General features: G+C 67.1%; 14 protein-coding genes and 1 tRNA gene. 5 read left to right on the forward strand and 10 right to left on the reverse strand.

The window, feature by feature from the left end; genetic code table 11:
* The first annotated feature begins 80 nt into the window (after positions 1-80).
* Positions 81-1,676 carry a citramalate synthase gene (gene cimA / locus EJJ38_RS05695; RefSeq protein WP_127089152.1) on the forward strand — a complete coding sequence of 532 codons (1,596 nt, stop codon included), beginning with the start codon at positions 81-83 and terminating at the stop codon, positions 1,674-1,676.
* Between the two features lie 123 nt (positions 1,677-1,799).
* On the opposite strand, the gene EJJ38_RS05700 is transcribed toward cimA, so the two are convergent.
* From EJJ38_RS05700 to rplU, 4 genes are all read right to left on the reverse strand, one after another.
* Positions 1,800-2,306 carry an RNA pyrophosphohydrolase gene (locus EJJ38_RS05700; protein WP_127089153.1) on the reverse strand — a complete coding sequence of 169 codons (507 nt, stop codon included), beginning with the start codon at positions 2,304-2,306 and terminating at the stop codon, positions 1,800-1,802.
* Between the two features lie 93 nt (positions 2,307-2,399).
* Positions 2,400-3,029 (reverse strand): GNAT family N-acetyltransferase, encoded by a 630-nt coding sequence (locus EJJ38_RS05705; RefSeq protein ID WP_127089154.1) that lies wholly within the window; start codon positions 3,027-3,029, stop codon positions 2,400-2,402.
* 151 nt (positions 3,030-3,180) lie between these two features.
* Complete coding sequence (gene rpmA / locus EJJ38_RS05710; RefSeq protein WP_127089155.1) at positions 3,181-3,450, reverse strand: 50S ribosomal protein L27; 270 nt, start codon at positions 3,448-3,450, stop codon at positions 3,181-3,183.
* Between the two features lie 18 nt (positions 3,451-3,468).
* Positions 3,469-3,780: a 50S ribosomal protein L21 gene (gene rplU / locus EJJ38_RS05715; protein WP_127089156.1), complete on the reverse strand. Its 312-nt coding sequence runs from the start codon at positions 3,778-3,780 to the stop codon at positions 3,469-3,471.
* A 238-nt stretch (positions 3,781-4,018) separates the two neighbouring features.
* Here rplU and EJJ38_RS05720 point away from each other — a divergent pair, with 238 nt between their 5' ends.
* The gene (locus EJJ38_RS05720; RefSeq protein WP_127089157.1) at positions 4,019-4,420 is read left to right on the forward strand and encodes an acyl-CoA thioesterase; all 402 of its coding nucleotides are present in this window, start codon (positions 4,019-4,021) and stop codon (positions 4,418-4,420) included.
* Positions 4,421-4,517: 97 nt separating this feature from the next.
* A tRNA-Ser gene (locus EJJ38_RS05725) sits at positions 4,518-4,607 on the forward strand.
* 241 nt (positions 4,608-4,848) lie between these two features.
* Here the strand turns inward: EJJ38_RS05725 and EJJ38_RS05730 are convergent.
* Positions 4,849-7,008, reverse strand: a complete 2,160-nt coding sequence (locus EJJ38_RS05730) for a hypothetical protein (RefSeq protein ID WP_127089158.1) — start codon at positions 7,006-7,008, stop codon at positions 4,849-4,851.
* Between the two features lie 282 nt (positions 7,009-7,290).
* On the opposite strand from EJJ38_RS05730, the gene EJJ38_RS20420 reads away from it, so the two are divergent.
* Positions 7,291-7,491 (forward strand): hypothetical protein, encoded by a 201-nt coding sequence (locus EJJ38_RS20420; RefSeq protein ID WP_205666112.1) that lies wholly within the window; start codon positions 7,291-7,293, stop codon positions 7,489-7,491.
* A gap of 11 nt (positions 7,492-7,502) precedes the next feature.
* Here the strand turns inward: EJJ38_RS20420 and pta are convergent, their stop codons facing one another.
* From pta to EJJ38_RS05750, 4 genes are all read right to left on the reverse strand, one after another.
* Entirely contained in the window at positions 7,503-8,603 is a 1,101-nt protein-coding gene (pta, locus tag EJJ38_RS05735) for a phosphate acetyltransferase (RefSeq protein WP_127089159.1), read from the reverse strand.
* A gap of 75 nt (positions 8,604-8,678) precedes the next feature.
* A complete protein-coding gene (gene xsc, locus EJJ38_RS05740) occupies positions 8,679-10,454 on the reverse strand; it encodes a sulfoacetaldehyde acetyltransferase (RefSeq protein ID WP_127089160.1) in 1,776 nt (591 codons plus the stop codon).
* Positions 10,455-10,526: 72 nt separating this feature from the next.
* A complete protein-coding gene (locus EJJ38_RS05745; RefSeq protein ID WP_127089161.1) occupies positions 10,527-11,882 on the reverse strand; it encodes an MFS transporter in 1,356 nt (451 codons plus the stop codon).
* Positions 11,831-13,549 (reverse strand): GMC family oxidoreductase, encoded by a 1,719-nt coding sequence (locus tag EJJ38_RS05750; RefSeq protein WP_127089162.1) that lies wholly within the window; start codon positions 13,547-13,549, stop codon positions 11,831-11,833. The genes EJJ38_RS05745 and EJJ38_RS05750 overlap by 52 nt, the downstream gene beginning before the upstream one ends.
* Before the next feature lie 251 nt (positions 13,550-13,800).
* Between EJJ38_RS05750 and EJJ38_RS05755 the strand changes: the two genes are divergently transcribed.
* A complete protein-coding gene (locus EJJ38_RS05755) occupies positions 13,801-14,652 on the forward strand; it encodes an IclR family transcriptional regulator (RefSeq protein ID WP_127089163.1) in 852 nt (283 codons plus the stop codon).
* Positions 14,653-14,683: 31 nt separating this feature from the next.
* Here the strand turns inward: EJJ38_RS05755 and EJJ38_RS20755 are convergent, their stop codons facing one another.
* Positions 14,684-21,643: an autotransporter-associated beta strand repeat-containing protein gene (locus tag EJJ38_RS20755; protein ID WP_274704719.1), complete on the reverse strand. Its 6,960-nt coding sequence runs from the start codon at positions 21,641-21,643 to the stop codon at positions 14,684-14,686.
* Positions 21,644-21,658: the final 15 nt, after the last annotated feature.

Genomic DNA, 21,658 nt, shown 5'->3' on the forward strand with positions numbered 1-21,658 from the left:
CGGGAGAAGGTGGCGCGCGGCGCAGCCGCGGGGCGGATGAGGGGGAGGGCGTGAACGGCGCCAAGATTGCGGGAAGAAACATGACCAAGGAACGCCTCTATCTCTTCGACACCACGCTGCGCGACGGCGCGCAGACCAATGGCGTGGACTTCACCCTGCCGGACAAGCTCCGGGTGATGGCGCTGCTGGACACGGTGGGTGTGGACTATGTGGAGGGCGGATATCCCGGCGCCAATCCGCTGGATACAGCGCTGTTCTCGGAGCCCCGCTCCGTCAAGGGCCGCTTCACCGCCTTCGGCATGACCAAGCGGGCGGGCCGTTCCGCCGCCAATGATCCCGGCGTCGCCGCGCTCCTTGATGCGAAGGCCGATGCCATCTGCTTCGTGGCCAAGGCCTCCGCCTATCAGGTGCGGGTGGCGCTGGAGAGCACGCAGGAGGAAAACCTCGCTTCCATCCGCGAAAGTGTCGCGGCGGCGGTGGCGGCGGGCCGCGAAGCGCTGGTGGATTGCGAGCATTTCTTCGACGGCTTCAAGGAAAACCGCACGTTCGCCTTGGCCTGCGCCCGCACGGCCTATGAGGCGGGCGCGCGCTGGGTGGTGCTGTGCGACACCAATGGCGGCACGCTGCCCAACGAGGTGGAAGCCATCGTCGCAGAGGTGACGCAGGTGGTGCCCGGCGACCACCTGGGCATCCATGCCCATAACGACACCGAGCAGGCGGTGGCCAATTCGCTCGCCGCCGTGCGCGCGGGCGTGCGCCAGATCCAGGGCACGCTGAACGGCCTGGGCGAGCGCTGCGGCAATGCCAATCTCTGCTCGCTCATCCCGACTCTTCTCCTGAAGCCGGATTTCGCGGAGCGCTTCGAGCTGGGCGTGACGCCCGATCAACTCGCGGACCTCACCCACGCTTCGCGGGTGCTGGACGAGATGCTGAACCGCGCCCCGAACCGCCACGCGCCTTATGTGGGCGAGAGCGCGTTCGCCACCAAGGCGGGCATCCATGCCTCGGCCATCCTGAAGGATCCGGCCACCTACGAGCATGTGGCTCCCGAACTGGTGGGCAACCGGCGCCGGGTGATGGTGTCCGACCAGGCGGGCAAGTCCAATGTGATCGCGGAGCTGGAGCGGCTCGGCGTAGACGTGGACCGCAAGGACCCGCGCCTCACCCGCCTGCTGGACGAGGTGAAGGAGCGGGAATCGCTGGGCTATGCCTATGAGGCGGCCGACGCCTCCTTCGCGCTGCTGGCCCGGCGCATGCTGGGCACAGTGCCGGACTTCTTCGAGGTGGAGCGGTTCAGCGTGAATGTGGAGCGCCGCTACAATGCGCGCGGCGAGATGACCACCGTGGCCGAGGCCATCGTGAAGGTGCAGGTGGACGGCGAAGTGCTGATCTCCGCCGCCGAGGGCAACGGCCCGGTGAACGCGCTGGACGTGGCGCTGCGCAAGGATCTGGGCAAGTACCAGCCCTTCATCTCCGGCCTGCGGCTGACCGATTACCGGGTGCGCATCCTGGACGGCGGCACGGAGGCCATCACCCGCGTGCTTATCGAGAGCGCGGACGAGACCGGGGCCCGCTGGACCACGGTGGGCGTGTCTCCCAACATCATCGACGCCTCGTTCGAGGCGCTGATCGATTCCATCACCTGGAAGCTGCTGAAGGAAGGCGCGCCGGAATAGAGTATTTCAGCCTTTCGTCGAAACGCTGAAATACTCTATCTCTTTGTTTTTCCGCGTTTCCTTCACGCGAACCGCTTCGCACTTCGCTCGGAAACGCTCTCACGCGCCTTCGCCGGGAAGGCGCTACCCCGCGAACGGGCGGAACGCCTTCACCACGTCCTCATAGACGGGGCGCTTGAAGGGAACGACCAGTTCCGGCGTCCGGTCCAACTGTTCCCAGCGCCAGTCCACGAATTCCGGCTTATGCTTGCCGCCGCCGGGCTTCAGGATGTTGATCTCGTTTTCCGAGCCGGTGAAGGCGAAGGCGAACCAGCGCTGGGTCTGGCCGCGATACTTGCCGCGCCACGCCTCGCCCGCGATGCGGCCGGGAAGGTCGTAGGTGAGCCAGTCCGGCACCTCGCCCAGGAGCCGCACCGAGCGGATGGAGGTTTCCTCGTAAAGCTCGCGATAGGCGGCATCCAGGGGCTCCTCGCCCTTGTCGATGCCGCCCTGGGGAAGCTGCCAGGAATGGGTCATGTCCACATGCTCGGGCCCGCCCGCGCGCTGGCCCATGAACACGCGGCCCGTCGCGTTGAACACGCAGATGCCCACGCAGGGGCGATACGGCAGATCTTCGGTAGAGCGCGACATGGGAAGCCTCATGGAGATGAGGCTTCCTTCTTAGAGCGCGCGCGGGTCCGGTGGAAGGCGGTACGCGCCCGGATAGGCGCGCACCTGTTCGCATCAATGATGCGCGAGGCTCATGCGGGGCAAAGCGGTGGAGCCCCAGGCGCGCAGGGAGGCCCAGGTGCCCTTGTCCAGCTGGAAGCGGTCCACGGGAACCGAGGCGGAGAGGGCCTTCACCCGGCACAGGCCCGCGCCGCACCACTGGAAGCCGCACTTCTCCAGCACCCGCCGCGAGGCGGGATTGACCACGCGGGCGGCGCCCAGAAGGCGCTCGGCGTCGGTCTCGGAGAAGGCATAGTCGATGATGGCGCGCGCGGCCTCTGTGGCGATGCCACGGCCCCAGAAGGGTTCGCCGAACCAATAGCCCAGTTCCGGCGCGCTCTCGCCGGGACGGCGGCCGAAGCCGCACATGCCCGCGAAGACGGGACCCTGCTCGCGCTTGAGGAAGACGGCGAAATGGGCGCCGTCGCCGGTCGCGAGCTGCTCAATGAAGGCGCGCCCGTCGGCGGGACGGTAGGGGTGGGGCAGGTTCGCGGTCATTTCCGCGATCTTGCGATTGTTGGCGTGCTCCGCGATAGCGGCGACGTCCTCGATCTGCGGCACGCGAAGCACCAGCCGCGCGGTTTCGAGGACGGGGATACTGCTCTCCCGCAGGAGAACTCCGGGGGGCGCTTCGACGATGGTCATGACGGGCTCCTGAGCACCAAGGGGCGGACAAACGAAAACCGGGGAGACTGCTCGTCTCCCCGGTTTGTCCAGGAGCCAGGACCCTAAGGCCGTGTCAGGCTCCCACCGGTTCGACGAGACCGGCGGGATCCTGCATTTCAGGTCGCGCCGGTTATTCGGCCGCCGCGAGGGCGGGGACGACGGATACGTAGGTTCGGGCGTTGGCTTTGGTACGGAACTCGACTTTGCCGTCGGTGAGGGCGAACAAGGTATGATCCTTGCCGATGCCGACATTAAGGCCGGGATGCCATTTGGTGCCGCGCTGACGCACGATGATGTTGCCGGCAATGACGGCCTGGCCGCCAAAGCGCTTCACGCCAAGGCGCTTGCTCTCGGAATCGCGGCCGTTACGGGACGAGCCGCCTGCTTTTTTATGAGCCATGTGTGCTCTCCGTTCCTATCAGGCGCCGGCGGCGATGCTGGTGATGCGCACGACCGTGAGGTCAGCGCGGAAGCCCCGCTTGCGGCGCGAATTCTGACGGCGGCGCTTCTTGAAGGCGATGACCTTGTCACCGCGCGCCTGCTCCACAACCTCGCCCGTGACGGTCGCACCCTCGACGAGAGGGGCGCCCACGACGATGGTCTCGCCGCCGAGCATGAGGACGGGGAAAGACACGCTCGCGCCGGCCTCGGCCTCGATACGGTCCACCGTGATGACGTCTTCGGCAGCAACGCGATACTGCTTGCCGCCTGCTTTGATGACCGCGAACATCTTGTCTCGCTTTCGTGTTCCACCAGCCTCGAAGGGCGGGCTTCTTCCGGTCGATGGGGATGCGGGCCCTTTGAGGAGCCCGCGCGAAGCGGTTCCTTTACCCGCGCGGGGTCTGCATTGTCAATGCGAAACCCGCCGCGAACCCTTGCGGCGCCAAGCCTTGCCGGAGCTTGTCACCTATAGGCTTTCTAAAGTTACCGCGCACTTGATAAGGTCGCCGCCCAACGGGAAGGGATACATGCGCGACAAAGAAGCGGTGATGCCGGGCGATGCGCCCGCGATTCGCACCATTGCCATGCCGGCGGACACGAATCCCAACGGCGACATTTTCGGCGGCTGGCTCATGTCGCAGATGGACCTTGCGGCCGGCAACGTCTCCGCCCGCCGTGCCCGCGGGCGCGTGGCGACGGTGGCGGTGGAGGCCATCACCTTCCTCAGCCCGGTGTCGGTGGGCGACGAGGTGAGCCTGTTCGCCAAGGTCCTCACCATCGGGCGCACCTCCATGCGCATCGAGGTGGAAGCCTGGCGCCGCGCGCGGGCGAGCGAGGAGACCCGCAAGGTGACCGAGGCCACCTTCGTCGCCATCGACGATGACGGCCGCCCCCGTCATGTTCCCGCCGAGGATGCGCCTCCCGTTTGAGGGGGGCGTTTCATCTGGCGCTTGCGGGGCGCGGGCGCGTCCGCTATTAGCGCACGACCACACGCCGGACGCCCTTGTGCGTTCGCGGCCCCCGGATGGAGAGGTGGCAGAGTGGTCGAATGCACCGCACTCGAAATGCGGCATACGGGCAACCGTATCGGGGGTTCAAATCCCTCCCTCTCCGCCAGCTCTCTGCAAGCCGCCTAAATCCGATGGGTTTGCCCTTCAGGGGGGGATCGCCCTGCAGATCATCCTCTGGAGTGTTTCAGCTTTTCACGGAAACGCTGAAACATTCATTCTCTTTGTTTTTGCGCATTTCCTTCACGCGAACCGCGTCACACTTCGCTTGGAAATGCGCTCGGATGCTGCCGACTGTGCGCTTCGGCCCGCTGCTATCCGGGCGACGGTCTGAATGATGATACCGCACATCATGGAACCTCCCACAGGCTCTTAAAGCCTCGCGCATTTTTCCAGGCCAGGATCTGAGATTCCTTTCCACACGGGATGGCAACGAAGTCCCGGGTGGCTTGAAATTCGTAGTCGAAGACTTTCGCAAAGATGAAGCAATGATCTTGATACTCTCCAAGCGTTTGGTTGCGAATCCGAATTTCCGTGCGCGTGGCTCCGACTTCCAGTCGGCGGCCTTTCCATTCCACCGTGCCGTATTCGAAAACGCTGGATGACACGTTGAACACATCCCATTGGTTGCGCCGCTTTTCATCCAGCCAGTTGAAGAACGCTGGATAAAGCTCGCGCGGGTCCTTGTCTGTCCCGTCAATGGCCGCCTTCACCTCATTGGCGATGATGCTGGATGCGGCTTGAGCCTTCTGGCCATAGGTCTGGCGGAGCTGTGTGCGCATCGCGTCCCTGGTGCGTGCGTCCTCTTCCGCGCGGGCTGCGGCGATCCGCGCCGCCTCGCCGGCCGCCCGCTGCCGCTCATAGCTTTGCGTCTGCGCCTCCGCCAGGGCGGCGTTCACCTGTGCCTTGGCGGCCTCAAGGTCGTCCAGGCTCACCCATAGCGCGAGAAGCTGGTAGGTGGTGCCGTCCCGCTTCAATGCGTCGATGATGGTCTTGAGATTTGCCGCATCGCTGTAGACGGCCGCGCACCGCCCCCGCTTCACGCCGGCAAAGGCCGCGTCCAGAGACATCGCCGAGAATTGCGGGGCCGCATTCATGTCGGCGCGAATGGTCTGAACATTATCCGAAAGCACGCGCTCATGGGCCGGCAGGTCCTGCGCCACCACCACGCAGACCGTGGGCGAGGCGTTCGACAGCACGACGAAGCCGAAGCCGGTTGCCGTCTGCGCGTCGATCTGCACCGCGCGTTGCGCGGCAAGATCCGTATTGTTGGAGAGTTCACTGCCGCTGACCGTCCGCAGGTGCACCAGCCCGCCGAGTTCAATCTGCCGCAGCAAGGCCAGCGTGTAGGCTGTGTCTTCCCTGAACATGGTTGCGCGCCGGACCATGACAACATCGAAGCTGCGCAGCTTGTCGGACGCGCAGGGGCGCGCATCGATGGAGATGGTGTCCAGCCCGTAGCCGGAGAGAACACGGCGCGCCAGATTCGTGCTGGCGGCATTCTCCTGCTTCTGAAAGATGCAGACCGAAGCGGTGGACCGCTCGAAGACGATGTCGCCCTTCAGGTTCTTGAGCACATGGGGCGCTTCGCTGGATGCGTTGTAGAGGAAGACCACGTCCTCGACGCTGCCATCCAGTAGGAAGCGGTTTTTCTCGGTGAGGCTGGTCCGCAGCGCATCCGGGTTCGGTACGGCGGCGGGCGCAGTCGCTCCCGCTGCTGTCGCCGGGGGCGGAGCCGCGCTGGTGCCGGTGTCGGCGAGCGCATTCAGATAGGCACTACGCAGGCCAGACTGGCGAAACGCCATGTCCGTGGTCTCGGTAAGGGGCTTCAGGGTCTCGTATGTGGGCTGTTGCAGAGCCTCGTCCAGCGCCTTCGCCGACGGCAGCAGGGTTTCGACGGCGGGACTTGTGGGGTTGCGGGAAATGAAGCCGACGATGAAGGCGCGTTGGGCCTGCGCCTGCTTCACCAGCCCGACAAGCTCGCGGGCATTCTGTTCGCGCCGCTCTTCCGCGCGCTGGCGGGCGAAGTCCGCAAACCTGGGGTCCTTCTGCACCAGCCCGTTGAGTGCGGCGATCTGCTTCTCGACCGCCGCAGGGTCTGTCCCCTTCAGCGCCTTGCCAAGGTTCGCGACGCCACTCGCATAGGTCAACATCTTCGGGTCATTGGGGTTTTGCTTCAGGAAAGCGGAGACCTCGTCGATGAGCTGCTCTGCCACAGGCACGATCCTGGCAAATTTTTCCTGCTTTTCGACAGCAGCCTTGTCTTGCTGTTGCTTCTTTTGCTCGGCCTGCTGCTTCTTCTGCTCCGCTTGCTTCTGTTGCCCTGCCGCCCGTTCGGCTGCGCGGCGCTGGGCCTCAATGGCCTGTTGCTGCTGCTGCATCTGAATGGCGGAATTGATGACCGAGTTCACAATTCCGAACTGTGCGACCGCTCGGTCGGGACCGGGTAGAAACGTCAGTACACCGAGGAAAGCAGAACCCGCCGCAAGTGCGGCCCATGAGAAACGCATCAGCTCCAGCCCCCAGACAAATCGAGGTTTTGTCCTCGATCCCCATGCCCGTTTCAGCGGCTCATCAGCCCCCGAGAGTCGGCAGAGTAGCGTGGCTCCAATGCAACCGGAAGGTATCTCAAGCGCATAATGCATTGTTGCCGCGCCGCGCCGCGCAGCCCGGCGGCCGGGGCATGGATGATGCTGCATTGCGGTGCGTTGGATCGCCGGGCCGTTTGGATTAGATTAGCGTCAATGACGGCGCGCCATCGGCTGCGCCTCCCACTTACAGGCCCATGTGCGATGCCTTCCGACGATACCCTGAGAAAGCTTGCCTTGCCGCTCGCTCTGGTGGCTGCGTTTCTCGCTTCTTCTGCTGCGAACCGGCCGGGTCCGTTCCAGTCCGGCGCGTCCGCGCACGTTCCGGTCCTCGACAGGGAAACCGCCCGGCATTGGCAGGAGGCCTACCACGTGGCAGCCCCCATGCTGCAGATGGGCAATTGAGGGCAGCGCTTTCACGGAATGGGCCGTCCCGCCGCGCCGCCGGCTGAGGTGGGCAGGGCAAAAGTCTTGGGGGGCCCGCCGCTGGTCCCGGCTTCTCCGCCGCGCTCCGTACGCCCCCCGGTAAACAATGTCCCGGCCTGCGCGCAGGTGAGCGCGATCATGTGGAAAGCGTCTTCTTCGGAGCAGCCGCGCGATAGGTCGTTAGCCGGCTTTGCGAGCCCCTGGAGAACGGGCCCAATGGCCTTGGCCCCGCCGATGCGCTGGGCGATCTTGTAGCCGATATTGGCCGCATCGAGATTGGGGAAGACGAACACGTTCGCATCCCCGCAAATGGCTGCGCGCGGCGCCTTCGCCGCCCCCACGGCGGCCACGAACGCGGCGTCGAACTGCAATTCGCCGTCGATGATCAGGTCCGGCTCGGCGGCGCGCACGAGGCGCACCGCTTCCACCACCTTGTCCACCCGCGCATGCCGCGCGCTGCCGGCGGTGGAGAAGGACAGCATGGCCACCTTGGCGCGCGCGCCCGTCATGGCGGTGTAGGAACGGGCGGAGGCCCGCGCGATATCGGCAAGTTCCGCCGCGTCCGGATCGATCACGAGGCCGCAATCGGCGAAGACGAAGGCGCCCTTTTGCGGGTGGTAATCCTCGCAGAGGATCATCAGGAAGAAGCTGGACACGAGCCGCGCGCCGGGCGCGAGGCCGATGATCTGGAGCGCCGCGCGCACCGTCTCGGCCGTGGTGGCGACGGCTCCGCCCACGGTGCCGTCCGCATCCCCCTGGCGCACCATCATGGCGGCGAAAGCGAGTGGCTCGCGGATGTGTCGATGGGCGGCGGCGAGGTCCATGCCCTTGGCGTGGCGCAGGAGATGGAGCGCCTCCGCATAGGATTGGGTGTGCCCGGACGTGGCGGGATCCTCGATGGCGATGCCCCCCGCCTCGCCGTCGAGGGCCGCCGTCACCTCCCGGCGCGGGCCGAGAAGGATGGGCCGGGCGATGCCCTCGGCCACCGCACGCCGGGCGGCGGCGGCAATGCGCCGGTCCGTGCCCTCGGGCAGCACGATCCTGCGGGGCACCGCGCGGGCCGCATCGATGATGTGGTCGAGGGCGAGCATTGTGGGCTCCGGGCTTGAAGGACGGAACGCAAGAAAGAGCCGGGACCGGCCGGGCGGCCGGTCCCGGGTTCGCGGTCAGCGCGCCATTTGCTCGCGCATGTCGGCGCGCGCGATGCCCGCCAGGGGAACCGGCTTCTTCATGGCGTCGCGCCGGAAGGGCTCGCCCAGTTCCTGGTTCAAGATCACCTCGATAAAGGTGGTGATGCCGCGCTTCTGGTCCTCGGCGCCGGCTTGGATGGCTTCCCGCAGGCTGTCGGGCGTGTCCACGCGCACGCCCTTGAAGCCGCAGCCCTCCGCGATCTTGGCGTAGGAGAGCTTGGGGTCCAGCTCGGTGCCGACGAAATTGTTGTCGTACCAGAGCGTCGTGTTCCGCTTCTCCGCGCCCCACTGGAAATTGCGGAACACCACCATGGTCACGGCCGGCCATTCCTCGCGGCCGATGGAGGTCATCTCGTTGATGGAGATGCCGAACGCACCGTCCCCCGCAAAACCGAAGACGGGCACGTCGGGACGGCCGATCTTGGCGCCGATGATGGCCGGGAAGGCATAGCCGCACGGGCCGAACATGCCGGGGGCGAGATAGTTGCGGCCCTCCTCGAAGCTCGGATAGGCATTGCCGATGGCGCAATTGTTGCCGATGTCCGTGGACATGATGGCGGTCTTCGGCATCGCCGCCTGGATGGCCCGCCACGCCTGGCGGGGCGACATGCGGTGGCGGTCGCGGGCGCGCGCATCCTCGTTCCAGGAGGTGCCGGGATCGTCGTCTTCATGATCCATGGAGGCGAGCTGCTGGAGCCAGCGCGAGCGGGTCTGGTGGATCAGCGCGCGGCGCTCCTCGCGGCCCTTGTCGCCGGCCTCGCGGGTGAGCTGGTCGAGGATCTGGTTCGCCACTTCCCGCGCGTCGCCGCAGATCCCCACGGAGATCTTCTTGGTGAGGCCGATCCGGTCGGGATTGATATCCACCTGGATGATCTCGGCCTCGCGCGGCCAATAGTCGATGCCGTAGCCGGGCAGGGTGGAGAAGGGGTTGAGGCGGGTGCCCAGCGCCAGCACCACGTCCGCCTTGGAGATCAACTCCATGGCCGCCTTCGAGCCGTTATAGCCCAGCGGACCCACGGCCAGCGGATGGCTGCCGGGGGCGGCATCGTTGTGCTGGTAGCCCGCGCAGACCGGGGCATCCAGCCGATCGGCCAGCGCCATGGCCTCGCCGATAGCATTGCCGATGACCACGCCCGCGCCGTTGAGGATGACGGGGAATTGCGCGTTCGAAAGCAGCCGCGCCGCATCGGCGATGGCCTTGCGCCCGCCCGCCGGGCGCTCCAGCCGCACGATCTGCGGAAGCTGAATGTCGATGACCTGGGTCCAGAAATCGCGCGGCACGTTGATCTGCGCGGGGGCGCAGGCGCGCCACGCCTTCTCGATCACCCGGTTCAGCACCTCGGCCACGCGGGTGGGGTCGCGCACCTCTTCCTGGTAGCAGACCATGTCCTGGAACATGGCCATCTGGGACACTTCCTGGAACCCGCCCTGGCCGATGGTCTTGTTGGCCGCCTGGGGGGTCACCAGCAGCATGGGCGTGTGGTTCCAGTAGGCGGTCTTCATGGCGGTGACGAAGCCGGTCACGCCCGGCCCGTTCTGCGCGATGGCCATGGCCATGCGTCCCGTGGAGCGGGTGTAGCCGTCGCAGATGAGGCCGGCATTGGTCTCGTGCGCGCAGTCCCAGAAGCGGATGCCGGCTTTGGGGAACAGATCGGACACCGGCATCATGGCCGAGCCGATGATGCCGAAGGCTTCGTTGATGCCGTGCGCCTGGAGGACTTTGATGAACGCCTCTTCGGTGGTCATCTTCATGGCGAAACAATCCTTTGGAGTCTGGAACCTTGAGAAGGCCGGGAGGCGGCTGGCCGCCTCCCGGATAGGGGGTCAGCGCGCGGGCTGGCGCACTGCGTCCGCGGACCGTTCAGGGTGCGCGGAGGGCAGGGCGCCCGGCGAAGGGACGCGGATGGCCATGGCCGAAAGCATGGAGACGAGGGCGGCGAACACCACATAGGCGCACACCTGCCAGGGCGAGCCGCCACCCTGGGCGAGCAAATAGGTGGCGATGATGGGGGTGATGCCGCTCGCGACGATCCCGGAGAATTGGTAGACGAACGAGATGCCGGTGTAGCGCACCCGGGCGTCGAACAGGTCCGAGAACAGGGCGGCTTCCGGCCCGTAGCACATGGCGTAGAGCACGCCGAACGGGAAGATGATGCCGAGCGCGATGAGCGGCAGAGATCCCGTGGACATGAGCCAGAAGGCCGGGAAGGCGGAGAGCGCCAGCAGGGCCGAGCCCACCGCATAGGTCCGAGGACGGCCCCAGCGATCCGACAGGCGGCCGAACATGGGGATGGTGAACACCATCACGAAGGCTGCCGCCGTCACCAGCCACAACGCGGTGGTGCGGGGCACCTTCACGTAGTTCGCCAGATAGACGATGGAGAAGACGGCGAACACGTTGAAGAAGACGCCGTCGATATAGCGCACGCCCATGCCCAGCAGGACGTTGCGCGGATATTCCTTCAGCATCACGAAGAAGGGGATGGTGGCGGCCTTGTTCTCGGCCTTCACCTGCTCGAATTCCGGCGTTTCGTGCACGTTCAGGCGGATATACATGCCCACCAGAATGAGCGCGACGGAGCCCACGAAGCCCACGCGCCAGCCCCAGCTCATGAACTGCTCTTCCGGCAGCATGGAGACGAGGGCGGTGACGCCGGAGGCGAGGCACAGGCCGAGCGCGAGGCCGATCTGCGGGATGGAGGCGAAGAAGCCGCGCTTGTTTTCCGGCGCATATTCATACGCCATCAGCACCGCGCCGCCCCATTCGCCGCCGATGCCGATGCCCTGCGCGATACGCAGGATCAGCAGCAGGATCGGCGCGGCGATGCCGATCTGCGCATAGGTGGGCAGAAGGCCGATGGCCACGGTCGCCACGCCCATGATCATCAGGGTGATGATGAGCATGCTCTTGCGGCCCAGCTTGTCGCCGAAATGGCCGAAGATGAGCCCGCCCACCGGCCGCGCCACGAAGCCGATGGCGAAGGTGGTGTAGGCAAGTAGAATGGAGACGACCGGGTCGTCTGCCGGAAAGAACAGCTTGTTGAAGACGATGCCGGCGACAATGCCGTAAAGAAAGAAGTCATACCATTCGATGGTGGCGCCGATGACGCTGGCACCGACCACGCGCCTCAGCTGGCGACGTGCAGCTGCCGCGTCTCTTTCTCCCGTGTCCCTTGCCATTGTGTTCTCCTCCCATCAGTTATGTCGATTGGGGCGTTGGCGCGCCCGGCGGGGTTTCTTGTGTCCTCGCGGATCATGTCGGCGGCTTTTTCTCCCACCATGATCGCGGGGATATTGGTGTTGCCCGACACCACGGTGGGCATTACGGAGCAGTCCACGACCCACAGGCCATCGACGCCGCGCACCTTCAGGCGCGGGTCCACCACAGCCTCGCGGTCATCGTCCGCGCCCATGCGGCAGGTGCCGGCGGGGTGGAAGATGGTGGCGCCATATTCCCGCGCGAAGGCGAGCAGGCCGTCATCGTCGGCGACGCCGGGGCCGGGCAGCTTCTCCTCCGCCACGAAGTCCCGGAGCGGGGCGGTGGCGGCGAGGCGGCGGGCGAACTTCATGGCCTCCACGGCGCAGCGCCGGTCGGTCTCGGTGGCGAGATAGTTGGCGGTGATCCGGGGCGTATCCAGGGGATCCGCCGAGCCGAGGCGCACATGGCCCTTGCTCTCCGGCCGCAACTGGCAGACCGACAGGGTGAAGCCGGAATAATCATGCACCTTGCCGCCCGCCATGTCGGCGGACAGGGTGCCGATATGGAACTGGATGTCGGGCGTCTTCGAGTCCGGCAGAACCCGCGTGAACAGGCCGCCCTGGTTGATGCCGATGGATAGCGGGCCACCCCGGAACAGCAGATATTCCAGCCCCATGCGCATGCGCCCAATGAGCGAGTTCAGCGCATCGTTCGTGGTGATGGGCTTGGTGCAGCGATAGAGCAGGCGGTGCTGCAGGTGGTCCTGCAGGTTGCCGCCGACGCCGGGGCTGTCCACCAGGACGCCGATGCCCTTCTCCCTCAGGTGCTCCGCCGGGCCGATGCCGGAGAGCATGAGCAGGTGCGGCGACTGCACCGCGCCCGCTGAAAGGATGACGCCGCGCCGGGCCCGGAGCACGCGCACGCCGTCGCTTGTGCCCACTTCCACGCCCGTTGCGCGCCCGTTCTCGAACAGCACCCGCCGCGCCTGCGTCTCCGTGAGGACCGACAGATTGGTCCGCTCCCGCGCGGGGGCGAGATAGGCCTTGGCGGCGCTCACCCGCAGGCCGTTGCGGGTGGTGAGCTGGTAATAACCGACGCCCTCCTGGCTCGCGCCATTGAAGTCTTGCGTCTCCGGCACGCCGAGGCGCACGGCGCTGGCCTTGATGGCCTCGATGAGCGGGTGCTTGCGCGGGATGGACGAGACGGTGACCGGGCCGCCCCTGCCGTGGAGCGGATCGCCCGCGAGGCTCGCATTGTCTTCGAGCTTCACGAAATAGGGCAGCACGTCCGCATAGGACCAGCCGGTGGCGCCACGCTCGGCCCAGCCGTCATAATCCTCCCGCTGGCCGCGGATGACGATGAGCCCGTTGATGGACGAGCAACCGCCCAGCACGCGCCCGCGCGGCCAATAGATGCGCCGTCCCTCCATGGTGGGTTCCGGCTCGGTGTGGAAGCGCCAGTTGAGGCGGTTGTTCCACATGGTCTTCCCATAGCCGATGGGGACGTGAATCCACGGATTCCGGTCTTTCGGTCCGGCCTCCACCAGAGCGACGCGGCTTGTGCCGTCTTCACTCAGGCGATTGGCCAGGACACATCCGGACGACCCCGCGCCGATGACGACGAAGTCGAAGTTTTCCTCGCCTTGCATTGGCAGTTTCCTCTCTGCGGGACTGACGATGCGACGAAGGTATGAGATGAGTCAATCGATAATTTGAACCAAAACGTCTCATTAAATGAGATTTATGTTGTGCATCGCGAAGGCTCCCTTCGCATCTGCGTGGCCGTGCCGGTTCATGCCCAGCTTGGGTTTGACTTGACCGTTCGAGCCGATAAGGGTGGCCCAAGGATTGGGTGCGGTTGGCTAGCCGGGGCAGCTGACGGCGGACGGCAGCGGTGAACATGGTTCAGAAGAAGGCCGGGCGGGCTCGGGCGGAAGAACGGGATACAAAAGCGGCGGACACGGCGCTGCCGGAGGTCGCTGCCCCTGAGCGGCCGGAGGAGCGCGACAACGCCTCGGCCATGCTCCGGGCGTTGGATCTGCTGGGCGAGATCGCCCGCTCCGAAACGGCGCTGAGCGTACCGGACCTGTGCGCCCGCTTGGCCTTGCCCAAGCCCACCGTCCACCGCCTGTGCCAGAAGCTGGAAGCCGAATCCTATCTGCTGCGCGAGCCGGACGGGCGGCGCTTCGCCGTGGGGCCGCGCTTCCTGCGCATGGGCTTCGACATGCTCCGCAACACGGTGAGCGCGGAGCGGCGCGGCATTCTGGAAGAGCTGGTGGCCCTGGCGGGCGAGACCTGCAATTTCGTGACGCGGGTGGGCAGCGAGGCCATCTATCTGGATCGCGTGGAGGCGAGCTGGCCGCTGCGGCTCCATCTGGAGGTGGGCTCGCGGGTGCCCATGCACTGCACGGCCAGCGGCAAGCTCTTTCTCGCGTCCATGCGCCCCGCCCAGCGCCGCCGCATCCTGGAAAGCCTGCATCTGAAGGTGCAGACGCCCAACACCATCACCACCGTCCCCGCGCTGGAAGCGGAGCTGGAGCGCATCTCTGCACGCGGCTACAGCACTGACGACCAGGAATTCCTGGAGGGCCTGTGCGCCATCGCTGTGCCGGTGCGCGATGCGGGCGGCACGGTGGTGGCGGCGGTGGCCTGCCACGGCCCGTTGCCGCGCTTTTCGCTGGAGAAGGCGGTTTCCCTCGTGGTGCCGCTCCAGCGTGCGGCCGAGAAGCTCGCCCGCACGCTGCCGGAATAGCGATCACGCTCCCTGCCCCGAAGGGCAGGCGTCAGAATTTCAGCGAGAAGCTGCCCTTCACCATGTTGCTGGTGTCGGTCTCCGACAACTGTCCGGCATAGAAGACCGCCAGCGCGGCATTGGCGGAGACCTTCAGGTCGAGCCCCGCCTCCACCAGCGCCGCATCGCTGGCGATGGGCACACCCGAGATGGCGAACGGCAGGGCGCCCGCACCGAAGGCGAACGCCATGTCCGGCGTCGTGTCGCCGAAGGCATGCTGCCAGGCGAGGGTGCCGTTGAAGGTGGCGGGCAGGGCACCCAGGCTGAACGGCACGCTCACGCGCGCGCCCAGGGTGGAATAGGTGACGCCCGCGTTCGACCCGGACGTGGTGAGCGCGGCCGGGCCGCCCAGCTCGGTGAAGCCGCTCATGTCCACATTCACATAGGCAAGGCCCGCGAACGGCTCCAGCTGGATCTGCGCGAAGGAGAGGCCGTAGCCGACTTCGCCGAACACCTGTCCCGTATGCGCCGACGTGTCGGCATTCAGGGCGTTCACGAAGCCGGGGAACACCACCGTGCGGCTGGCGCTGATGTCCGCCCAGCTATAGGCGCCGCCGAGCCGCAGGCCGAGCGCGCCGAGGCTCGCCCCGCCATAGAGCGACACATGGGCGTTGTCGCTGGAGAAGGAGGAGGAGCGCGCGTCCACCTGATAGTTGGACGACGAATAGCCCGCCGCGAAGCCCAGCCGCCAGTCCGCCGCGCCCGCCGCGAAGGTGCGATCATAGCCCACGAACACGCCCGCCGTGTCGCCGGAAATGGTGGCGGCATTGCCGTTGCCGTCGATCCGGTTCCAGGCACCGAACGCCTGAGCCCAGAAGGCATTGGGGCTGTCCGGCGCGCTGATCACGTCCGCGCCTCCGGAGGAGCCGGCGGCATAGGCCAGCGGGGCGCTCGCGGTGGTGCGGGCGGGAACCCGCGCCCGGTCCAGCACCGCCCGGCGCAGGAACAGGCTCTCGTCCTGGAGCACGGAGAGGGCGGAGGGATAAAGCTCGCCGCTCAGCATGTTGAAAGCCTGCTGGGCGCCGACGACCGTGGTCTGCGAGACCACGCCATTATAGACCGCATTGCCCTGGCCCAGTGCTTCCACCGCGAAGGCGGTGGACCGCTGATTGGCCGTCACCGCCACGGACGGGAAGGGCGTCGCGTTGCGCGCCACGTCCAGATAAACGTCGTTCGGGTCATAGGCGAGCTGCAGGTCGATGAAGGGCAGGTCCTGGCCGGGGCCGGTGAACGCGCCGACGATGCCGCCCTGCGCGGTGAGGATGGTGTAGCGCGTGCCCGGCAGGTAGGTGCCGGCCGCCTTGGTCACCTCCACGGAGGCGCCGCCGAGGGTGGCCGTTCCCGTGACGAGGATGAAGTCCGACGCGCCGGTGGTTTCGATCTCCACCGCATAGGTGGCGCCGGAGGCGAAGGTCAGCGTGCCGTCCACAGTGAGGGCACCGATGGAATTGCCGGGCGCGATGGTGCCGCCCGCGGCGATGGAGGTGGATCCCACCGTTCCGTTGCCCTTCAGCGTGCCGCCAGTCTCCACCGTGACGGTGCCGCCCAGGCGGTCGTTCACCGCAAGCGTCCCGTCCACCACCGTCTCGCCCGCGAAGGCGGAGCCGTCGCCCGTGAGAGAGATGCGGCCCGAGCCGGTGAAGGCCATGGTCCCCGTGCCCGATAGCGCGCCGGAGAGGGTGGCGGTGCCGGAGGCGAGGTCGAACGTGACGGTGCCGCCGAGATCGAGGGCGTTGGCCACGCTCACCGTGTCCAGAAGGGCCAGCGTGGTGCCGTCGAGCAGGGCGATGGCGCCGGTGCCCGCCGCCGTCGAGGAGCCGAGCACCAGGGTGCCGCCTGTGACGCTGGTGCCGCCGGAATAGCTGCTGGCGCCAGTCAGGATGAGCGTGCCGGGGCCCGTCTGGGTCAGCGATCCCGTGCCCGAGATGGCGCCGGCCAGGGTGAGGCTGCCGGAGCGGTTGAACACCAGCGCGCCGTTATTCACCACATTGCCCAGGATGGCGCCCGTCGCGCCGCCTGCGCCGATCTGGAGCGTGCCCCCGGTGATGGTTGTGCCGCCCGTATAGGTGCTGTCGCCCGTGAGGATGAGCGTGCCGGGGCCGACCTGCGTCAACGATCCGCCGCCCGAGACCGCGCCCGAGAAGGTGACGCTGCCGGAGCGGTTGAACACCAGCACGCCGTTATTCACCACGTCGCCCTGGATGCTGCCCTGGGTGCCGCCATTGCCCACCTGGAGGGTGCCGGCCGCAATGGTCGTGCCGCCCGTATAGCTGTTGTCGCCGGTGAGGATGAGCGTGCCGGGGCCCATCTGGGTCAGCCCGCCGGTGCCCGAGACATCGCCCGCGAAGGTGGCGGTGCCGGAGCGGTTGAAGGCCAGCGTGCCGCTGTTCGCCACATCGCCCTGGATGGAGCCGGATGTGCCGCCGTTTCCGAGCTGGAGCGTGCCCTGGAGGATGGTGGTGCCGCCTGTATAGGTGTGGTCTGCCGTCAACACCTGCGTGCCGGGGCCATTCAGTACTAAGCCGAGGCTAGCGCCGGCTGCGGCGGTCAGGTTGCCCCAGAAGTTCACCAGGAGTGTCGCAGCGGCGATGGGGTCCGTATAGCTGTTCTCGCCAGTGAGAATGAGCGTGTCGTTCGCCACCTCATCGTCCTGAACGGAGTCAGACGTGCCAATGATTCTGATCACGGGCGTGCCCGGCAATATGGTGACGCCGGCAGTGGAAGTCAGGCTGCCGGCGAACACCGACGTGCTGCCCGAGGCCGGCGCGATGACGAGGCTGGCGGTGCCGCTCGGCATCGTCACCGTGCCGGTGCCGGTCAGGCCGCCGATGGTGGCGGTGGTCGCCGTGATCTGGAGCGTGCCCTCCAGATTGACCGGGCCGCCGGACATAGCCCCCGACGAGGTGGCGATGAGGGTTGCGCCCGCGGCGATTGTGGTGGTGCCGGAATAGCTGTTGGTGCCGCTGAGCATCTGGGTGCCGCTGCCGAGCGTGAGCCCGCCCGTGCCCGAGATGCCGCCCTGGAAGTTCCCAGCCGCGTTGGTGAGGGTGAGGACATTGGCCCCGAGCACCACCGTGCCCGCGCCGCTCAGCGTGCGGATGGAGGTGCCGCCGCCCGAGACGCCGGAAATGTCGAACGTGCCGCCCACCTGCAGGCCGCTGGAAGCCGCGAGGCTGCCTGTACCGGTGAGGGCCAACGTGCCGCCGGCAATGTTGGTGGCGCCGGTGAAGCCGTTGACGCCGGACAGGGCCTGGGTGCCGCCGGAGAGGGTGAGCCCGCCCGTGCCGCCGATGGTGCCGGAGAAGGCGCCGGAGGCATTGGTGAGGGTGAGCGTCTGCGCGCCCAGCGCCACGGAGCCGGTGCCGGACAGGCTGGTAATGCTGGCGCCCGCCGTGGTGCCGGAAATGTCGAGGGTGCCGTCGGCCTGCACCCCCGACGAGGTGGCGATGGAGCCGGTGCCGGTGAGGGAGAGGGTGCCGCCCCCGATGATGGTGGCGCCCTGATAGGTGTTGGTGCCCGTGAGGACCAGCGTGCCGCCGCCGAAGGCCAGGCTGCCCGTGCCGGAAATGATGCCGGTCAGGGTGAAAGTGGAATCCTCGTCCACGCTGATGACGCCCTGGGTGTTCAGCACGATGTTGCGCGCGCTGGTCAGGGTGGTGCGGGCCTCCAGTTCGCCGCCCGCGAAGGTGATGGTCCCGGCCGCATCGCCCAGATTGGCGTCGGAGTAGATTTCCAGCGTGCCCGCCTGGAGGATCGTGCCGCCCAGATAGGTATTGTTGCCGGAGAGCACGACGGTGCCCTCGCCGATCTTGGTGAGGGCGCCGGTGCCGATGATGGGCGCGGACACGGTGACGATGATGTCCTCGCCTTCCGCCCACAGGCGCCCGCCCGTGCCGAGGTTCAACTGTCCGGAGACGCCCGCCTGCAGCACATAGCCGGAGGAAAGGAATTCGATGGTGTTGAAGGACTGCGTCCCATCGACGGACACCGAGCCGATGGGGCCGTCGAATACGGCGGTGCCGCCTGCCCACACGGCATAGCCGCCATCGGCGCCCAGCCAGTTGTTGAAGGAGGTCCAGTTTCCGCCGCCGCCCCGCGTGGTGCCGTCGGCACTCCAATATTGGACGGTGGTGTCGAGCGTGGTCACGACCACGTCCAGGCTCTGCGCCTGGGTATCAATGCGGAACGTGTAGTCGGGCTGCGTTTCGCCGAGCACCAGGCCGTTATTGGTGAGCGTGCCGCCGGTGGTGATCACGCGGTAGACGCCCGCGCCGTTGTCCGGCGCGCTCACGAGGTTCAGCGTGCCGTTCACCGCGGCATTGCCGCTGACCTGGAAGATGCTGGTTCCGCTGGCGGGGGCCTTCAGATTGATGCGGGTGACGGAGCCGGCATCCAAGGTGAGGGAGCCCATCTCCACATTGCCGATGGTCGGCCCGTTCCGGGTCCATTCGAGAATGCCGCCCGAGGCGATGGTCACCGCCCCGTCGATGGTGGCGCCCGCCGCTTCCAAGGTGCCGCCGGAGGCCACCGAGACGTTGCCGCCCACATGACCGGCGGTGGTCGCGCCCCAGTCGGTGATGCTGAGGGTGCCGGCATTCACCTGGACGGTGCCGGAATAGGTGCTGCTGTCGCCGCTCAGCGTGAGCACTTCCGCGCCCTGCTTGATGAGCGTGCCGCTGCCGGTGAGGCCGCCGGCCAGTTGCAGGAACTCGGTCTGCTGGGTCACGGTCAGCGTCTTGGTGCCCAGCGCCACGATGCCCGTGGTGGTGTCGCCCGACAGGTTGGTGACGGAGGTTCCCGCGCCGCTGATGCCGGAAATATCAAACGTGCCGTCCACCAGCACGCTCGCCGAAGTGGCGATGCTGCCGCTGCCGGACAAAGCGAGGGTGCCCGCGGTGATGGTGGTGGCGCCGGTATAGGTGTTGGCGGCGGTCAGCGTCAGCGTGCCGGTGCCCAGTTTGGTGAGCGTGCCGCCTGCCGTGCCGATGACGCCGGAGATGACGGTGTTTCCCGCGCCGCTCACGGTCAGGCCCATGCCCGCGCCGGAAATGGTGCCCTCCAGGTTCAGCGTGCCGCTGTCGCTGGCGATGCGGGTCGCGGATCCCAGCGTGATGAAGCCGGCGAAAGTGCTGTCCCCCGATGTGTGCCGCAGGGCTCCCCCGTCCGAGACGCCGGAGCCGTTGAGGGTGAGGCTCTGGCCGATAGAGAGGCCCGGAGCCTCCAGGGTGGCGCCTGAGGAGACGATGATGTCGCCCAGGCCAAGGGCAGCCTCATCGGTCGCATTCACCGTGCCGCCGCTGACCGTCATGTTGCCGGCGAAGCTGTTCGCGCTCCCCAGGGTCAGCCTGCCGGTGCCGGTCTTCGTCAGGGCGCCCGCGCCGTCGATGGTGCCGGAGAAGGTGCTGTCGGTGTTGTCGCCGCCGACGGTGAGGCTCGCGTTCAGATGAACGGTGCCCGAGCCGGCCAGCGAGCCCACGGTTTCGGCGGCGGTGTTCACGTTCAGCGTGGTGCCCGAATCCAGCGTCAGGCGCGCGGTATCCGACAATGCGCTGCCGCTGGTGATGGTGAGCGTGCCGCCGGACACGCTGGTGGCGCCGGCGAAGCTGTTGCTGCCTGCCAGGGTCAGCGTGCCGGTGCCCTGCTTGGTGAAACCGCCCGTGCCTGAAAGATCCTGGGTGATGGTGATGGCGTTGCCGTTGCTATCGATGAAGGCGCCGCCCGCCTGGATATCGATGTCGGAAGACGCGAAACCGAAGAGGAAATCGGACTGGGCGGCGGTCGCGCGCAATCCGCCGCCATTGAAGACGATCTGCCCGCTTCCCTGCCGTTTCCGGACCTGGGTCGTGGCGACCATGCCGCGCCCGTCGGTGTCGTTGCCGGTAAGGGTCAGCGTGCCCGCGCCGGTGGTCGCATAGCCGAGGAAGACGGTCTGGGAGGTCAGGAGGCCGCCGGCACCGACGGTCAGCGAGCCGGCACCGCCGTCGCCGACCACAAACTGGCCGCCCGATGCGATGGTCCAGCTTGCGTCCGCGCCGCTCACGCTCATCGCGCCGGTCGAGCCGGCGGCAACGCCGACGCTCGTGTCTCCACTGCTCATGACCCCGCCGGCGCCCAAGGCGAGGGTTCCGGCCGTGACGTTCACGGTCCCCGTGAAGGTGCCGGCGGTGCCGGTGAGGGTGGTGGTGCCCGACCCGTTCTGGTTCAGGCTGCCGGCCCCGGTGATGCTGGCGGCGAAGGTGTAGGTGCTGTTGGACTGGTTGAAATTGATGATGCCGTTATTGGCGACGCTGGACAGGCCCGTGATCGCGCCCGTGGTGGATGCCCCCGGGACGGCGGTTCCGAGATTGAAGGTGCTGCCGGAATTGATGGTGAAGCCGGCGCCCGCTCCGAAGGTGATCGCGCCGGCGCTGGTCAGCGTTCCGCTGGCGCCAGTACCGCCAATGCCTTGCCTACCGCCCTGTTCAACTGAGTTGCCCCCACTGGCGCCGCCAAGAATAAGCTGGCCGCCCGCACCGATGGTGATGGCACTGCTGCTGCCCACAGTGATCGCACCGGCACCGCCGTTGCCACCATTTCCTACGGTAGAGCCATTGCCGCCGCCGCCCCCGCTGCCGCCGATAAGCAGGGTCTCGGCCACCGAGAGGCTGGCACTGTTGGTGAGCACGAGCGTACCGCTGCCGCCGTCGCCTCCGTTCTCATAGCCTCCGCCGCCGCCCGCGCCGCCGACCAGAATGCTGTAATTCACGGTTACCTGAGCGCCGTCCAGGGTGAGGGATCCGTTCGAGCCGGCGCTGCCGGGCGTGCTGTTGTCGTCGCCGCTCCCGCCGCCGCCACCACCACCGCCGATGCCCACAAAATCGTAGGTGCGCGTGTTGCTAAAGGTCAGGCTGTTGGGCGCATTTGCGCCAGCACCGGCCGTCTTACCGGAGACATCGGCGCCGCTCCCGTCCACCACCTTTCCGCCACC

It is taken from the genome of Aquabacter cavernae, from assembly GCF_003993795.1.
GTDB lineage: Bacteria > Pseudomonadota > Alphaproteobacteria > Rhizobiales > Xanthobacteraceae > Aquabacter > Aquabacter cavernae.

What these genes read in the sequence shown, in the direction of transcription:
- xsc (WP_127089160.1), bottom strand. Translation starts at nt 10,454, where the DNA reads ATGAAGATGACCACCGAAGAGGCGTTCATCAAAGTCCTCCAGGCGCAC.
- EJJ38_RS20420 (WP_205666112.1), top strand. Translation starts at nt 7,291, where the DNA reads ATGCCTTCCGACGATACCCTGAGAAAGCTTGCCTTGCCGCTCGCTCTG.
- EJJ38_RS05720 (WP_127089157.1), top strand. Translation starts at nt 4,019, where the DNA reads ATGCGCGACAAAGAAGCGGTGATGCCGGGCGATGCGCCCGCGATTCGC.
- EJJ38_RS05705 (WP_127089154.1), bottom strand. Translation starts at nt 3,029, where the DNA reads ATGACCATCGTCGAAGCGCCCCCCGGAGTTCTCCTGCGGGAGAGCAGT.
- EJJ38_RS05750 (WP_127089162.1), bottom strand. Translation starts at nt 13,549, where the DNA reads ATGCAAGGCGAGGAAAACTTCGACTTCGTCGTCATCGGCGCGGGGTCG.
- pta (WP_127089159.1), bottom strand. Translation starts at nt 8,603, where the DNA reads ATGCTCGCCCTCGACCACATCATCGATGCGGCCCGCGCGGTGCCCCGC.
- rplU (WP_127089156.1), bottom strand. Translation starts at nt 3,780, where the DNA reads ATGTTCGCGGTCATCAAAGCAGGCGGCAAGCAGTATCGCGTTGCTGCC.
- EJJ38_RS05700 (WP_127089153.1), bottom strand. Translation starts at nt 2,306, where the DNA reads ATGTCGCGCTCTACCGAAGATCTGCCGTATCGCCCCTGCGTGGGCATC.
- cimA (WP_127089152.1), top strand. Translation starts at nt 81, where the DNA reads ATGACCAAGGAACGCCTCTATCTCTTCGACACCACGCTGCGCGACGGC.
- EJJ38_RS05745 (WP_127089161.1), bottom strand. Translation starts at nt 11,882, where the DNA reads ATGGCAAGGGACACGGGAGAAAGAGACGCGGCAGCTGCACGTCGCCAG.
- rpmA (WP_127089155.1), bottom strand. Translation starts at nt 3,450, where the DNA reads ATGGCTCATAAAAAAGCAGGCGGCTCGTCCCGTAACGGCCGCGATTCC.
- EJJ38_RS05755 (WP_127089163.1), top strand. Translation starts at nt 13,801, where the DNA reads ATGGTTCAGAAGAAGGCCGGGCGGGCTCGGGCGGAAGAACGGGATACA.
- EJJ38_RS05730 (WP_127089158.1), bottom strand. Translation starts at nt 7,008, where the DNA reads ATGCGTTTCTCATGGGCCGCACTTGCGGCGGGTTCTGCTTTCCTCGGT.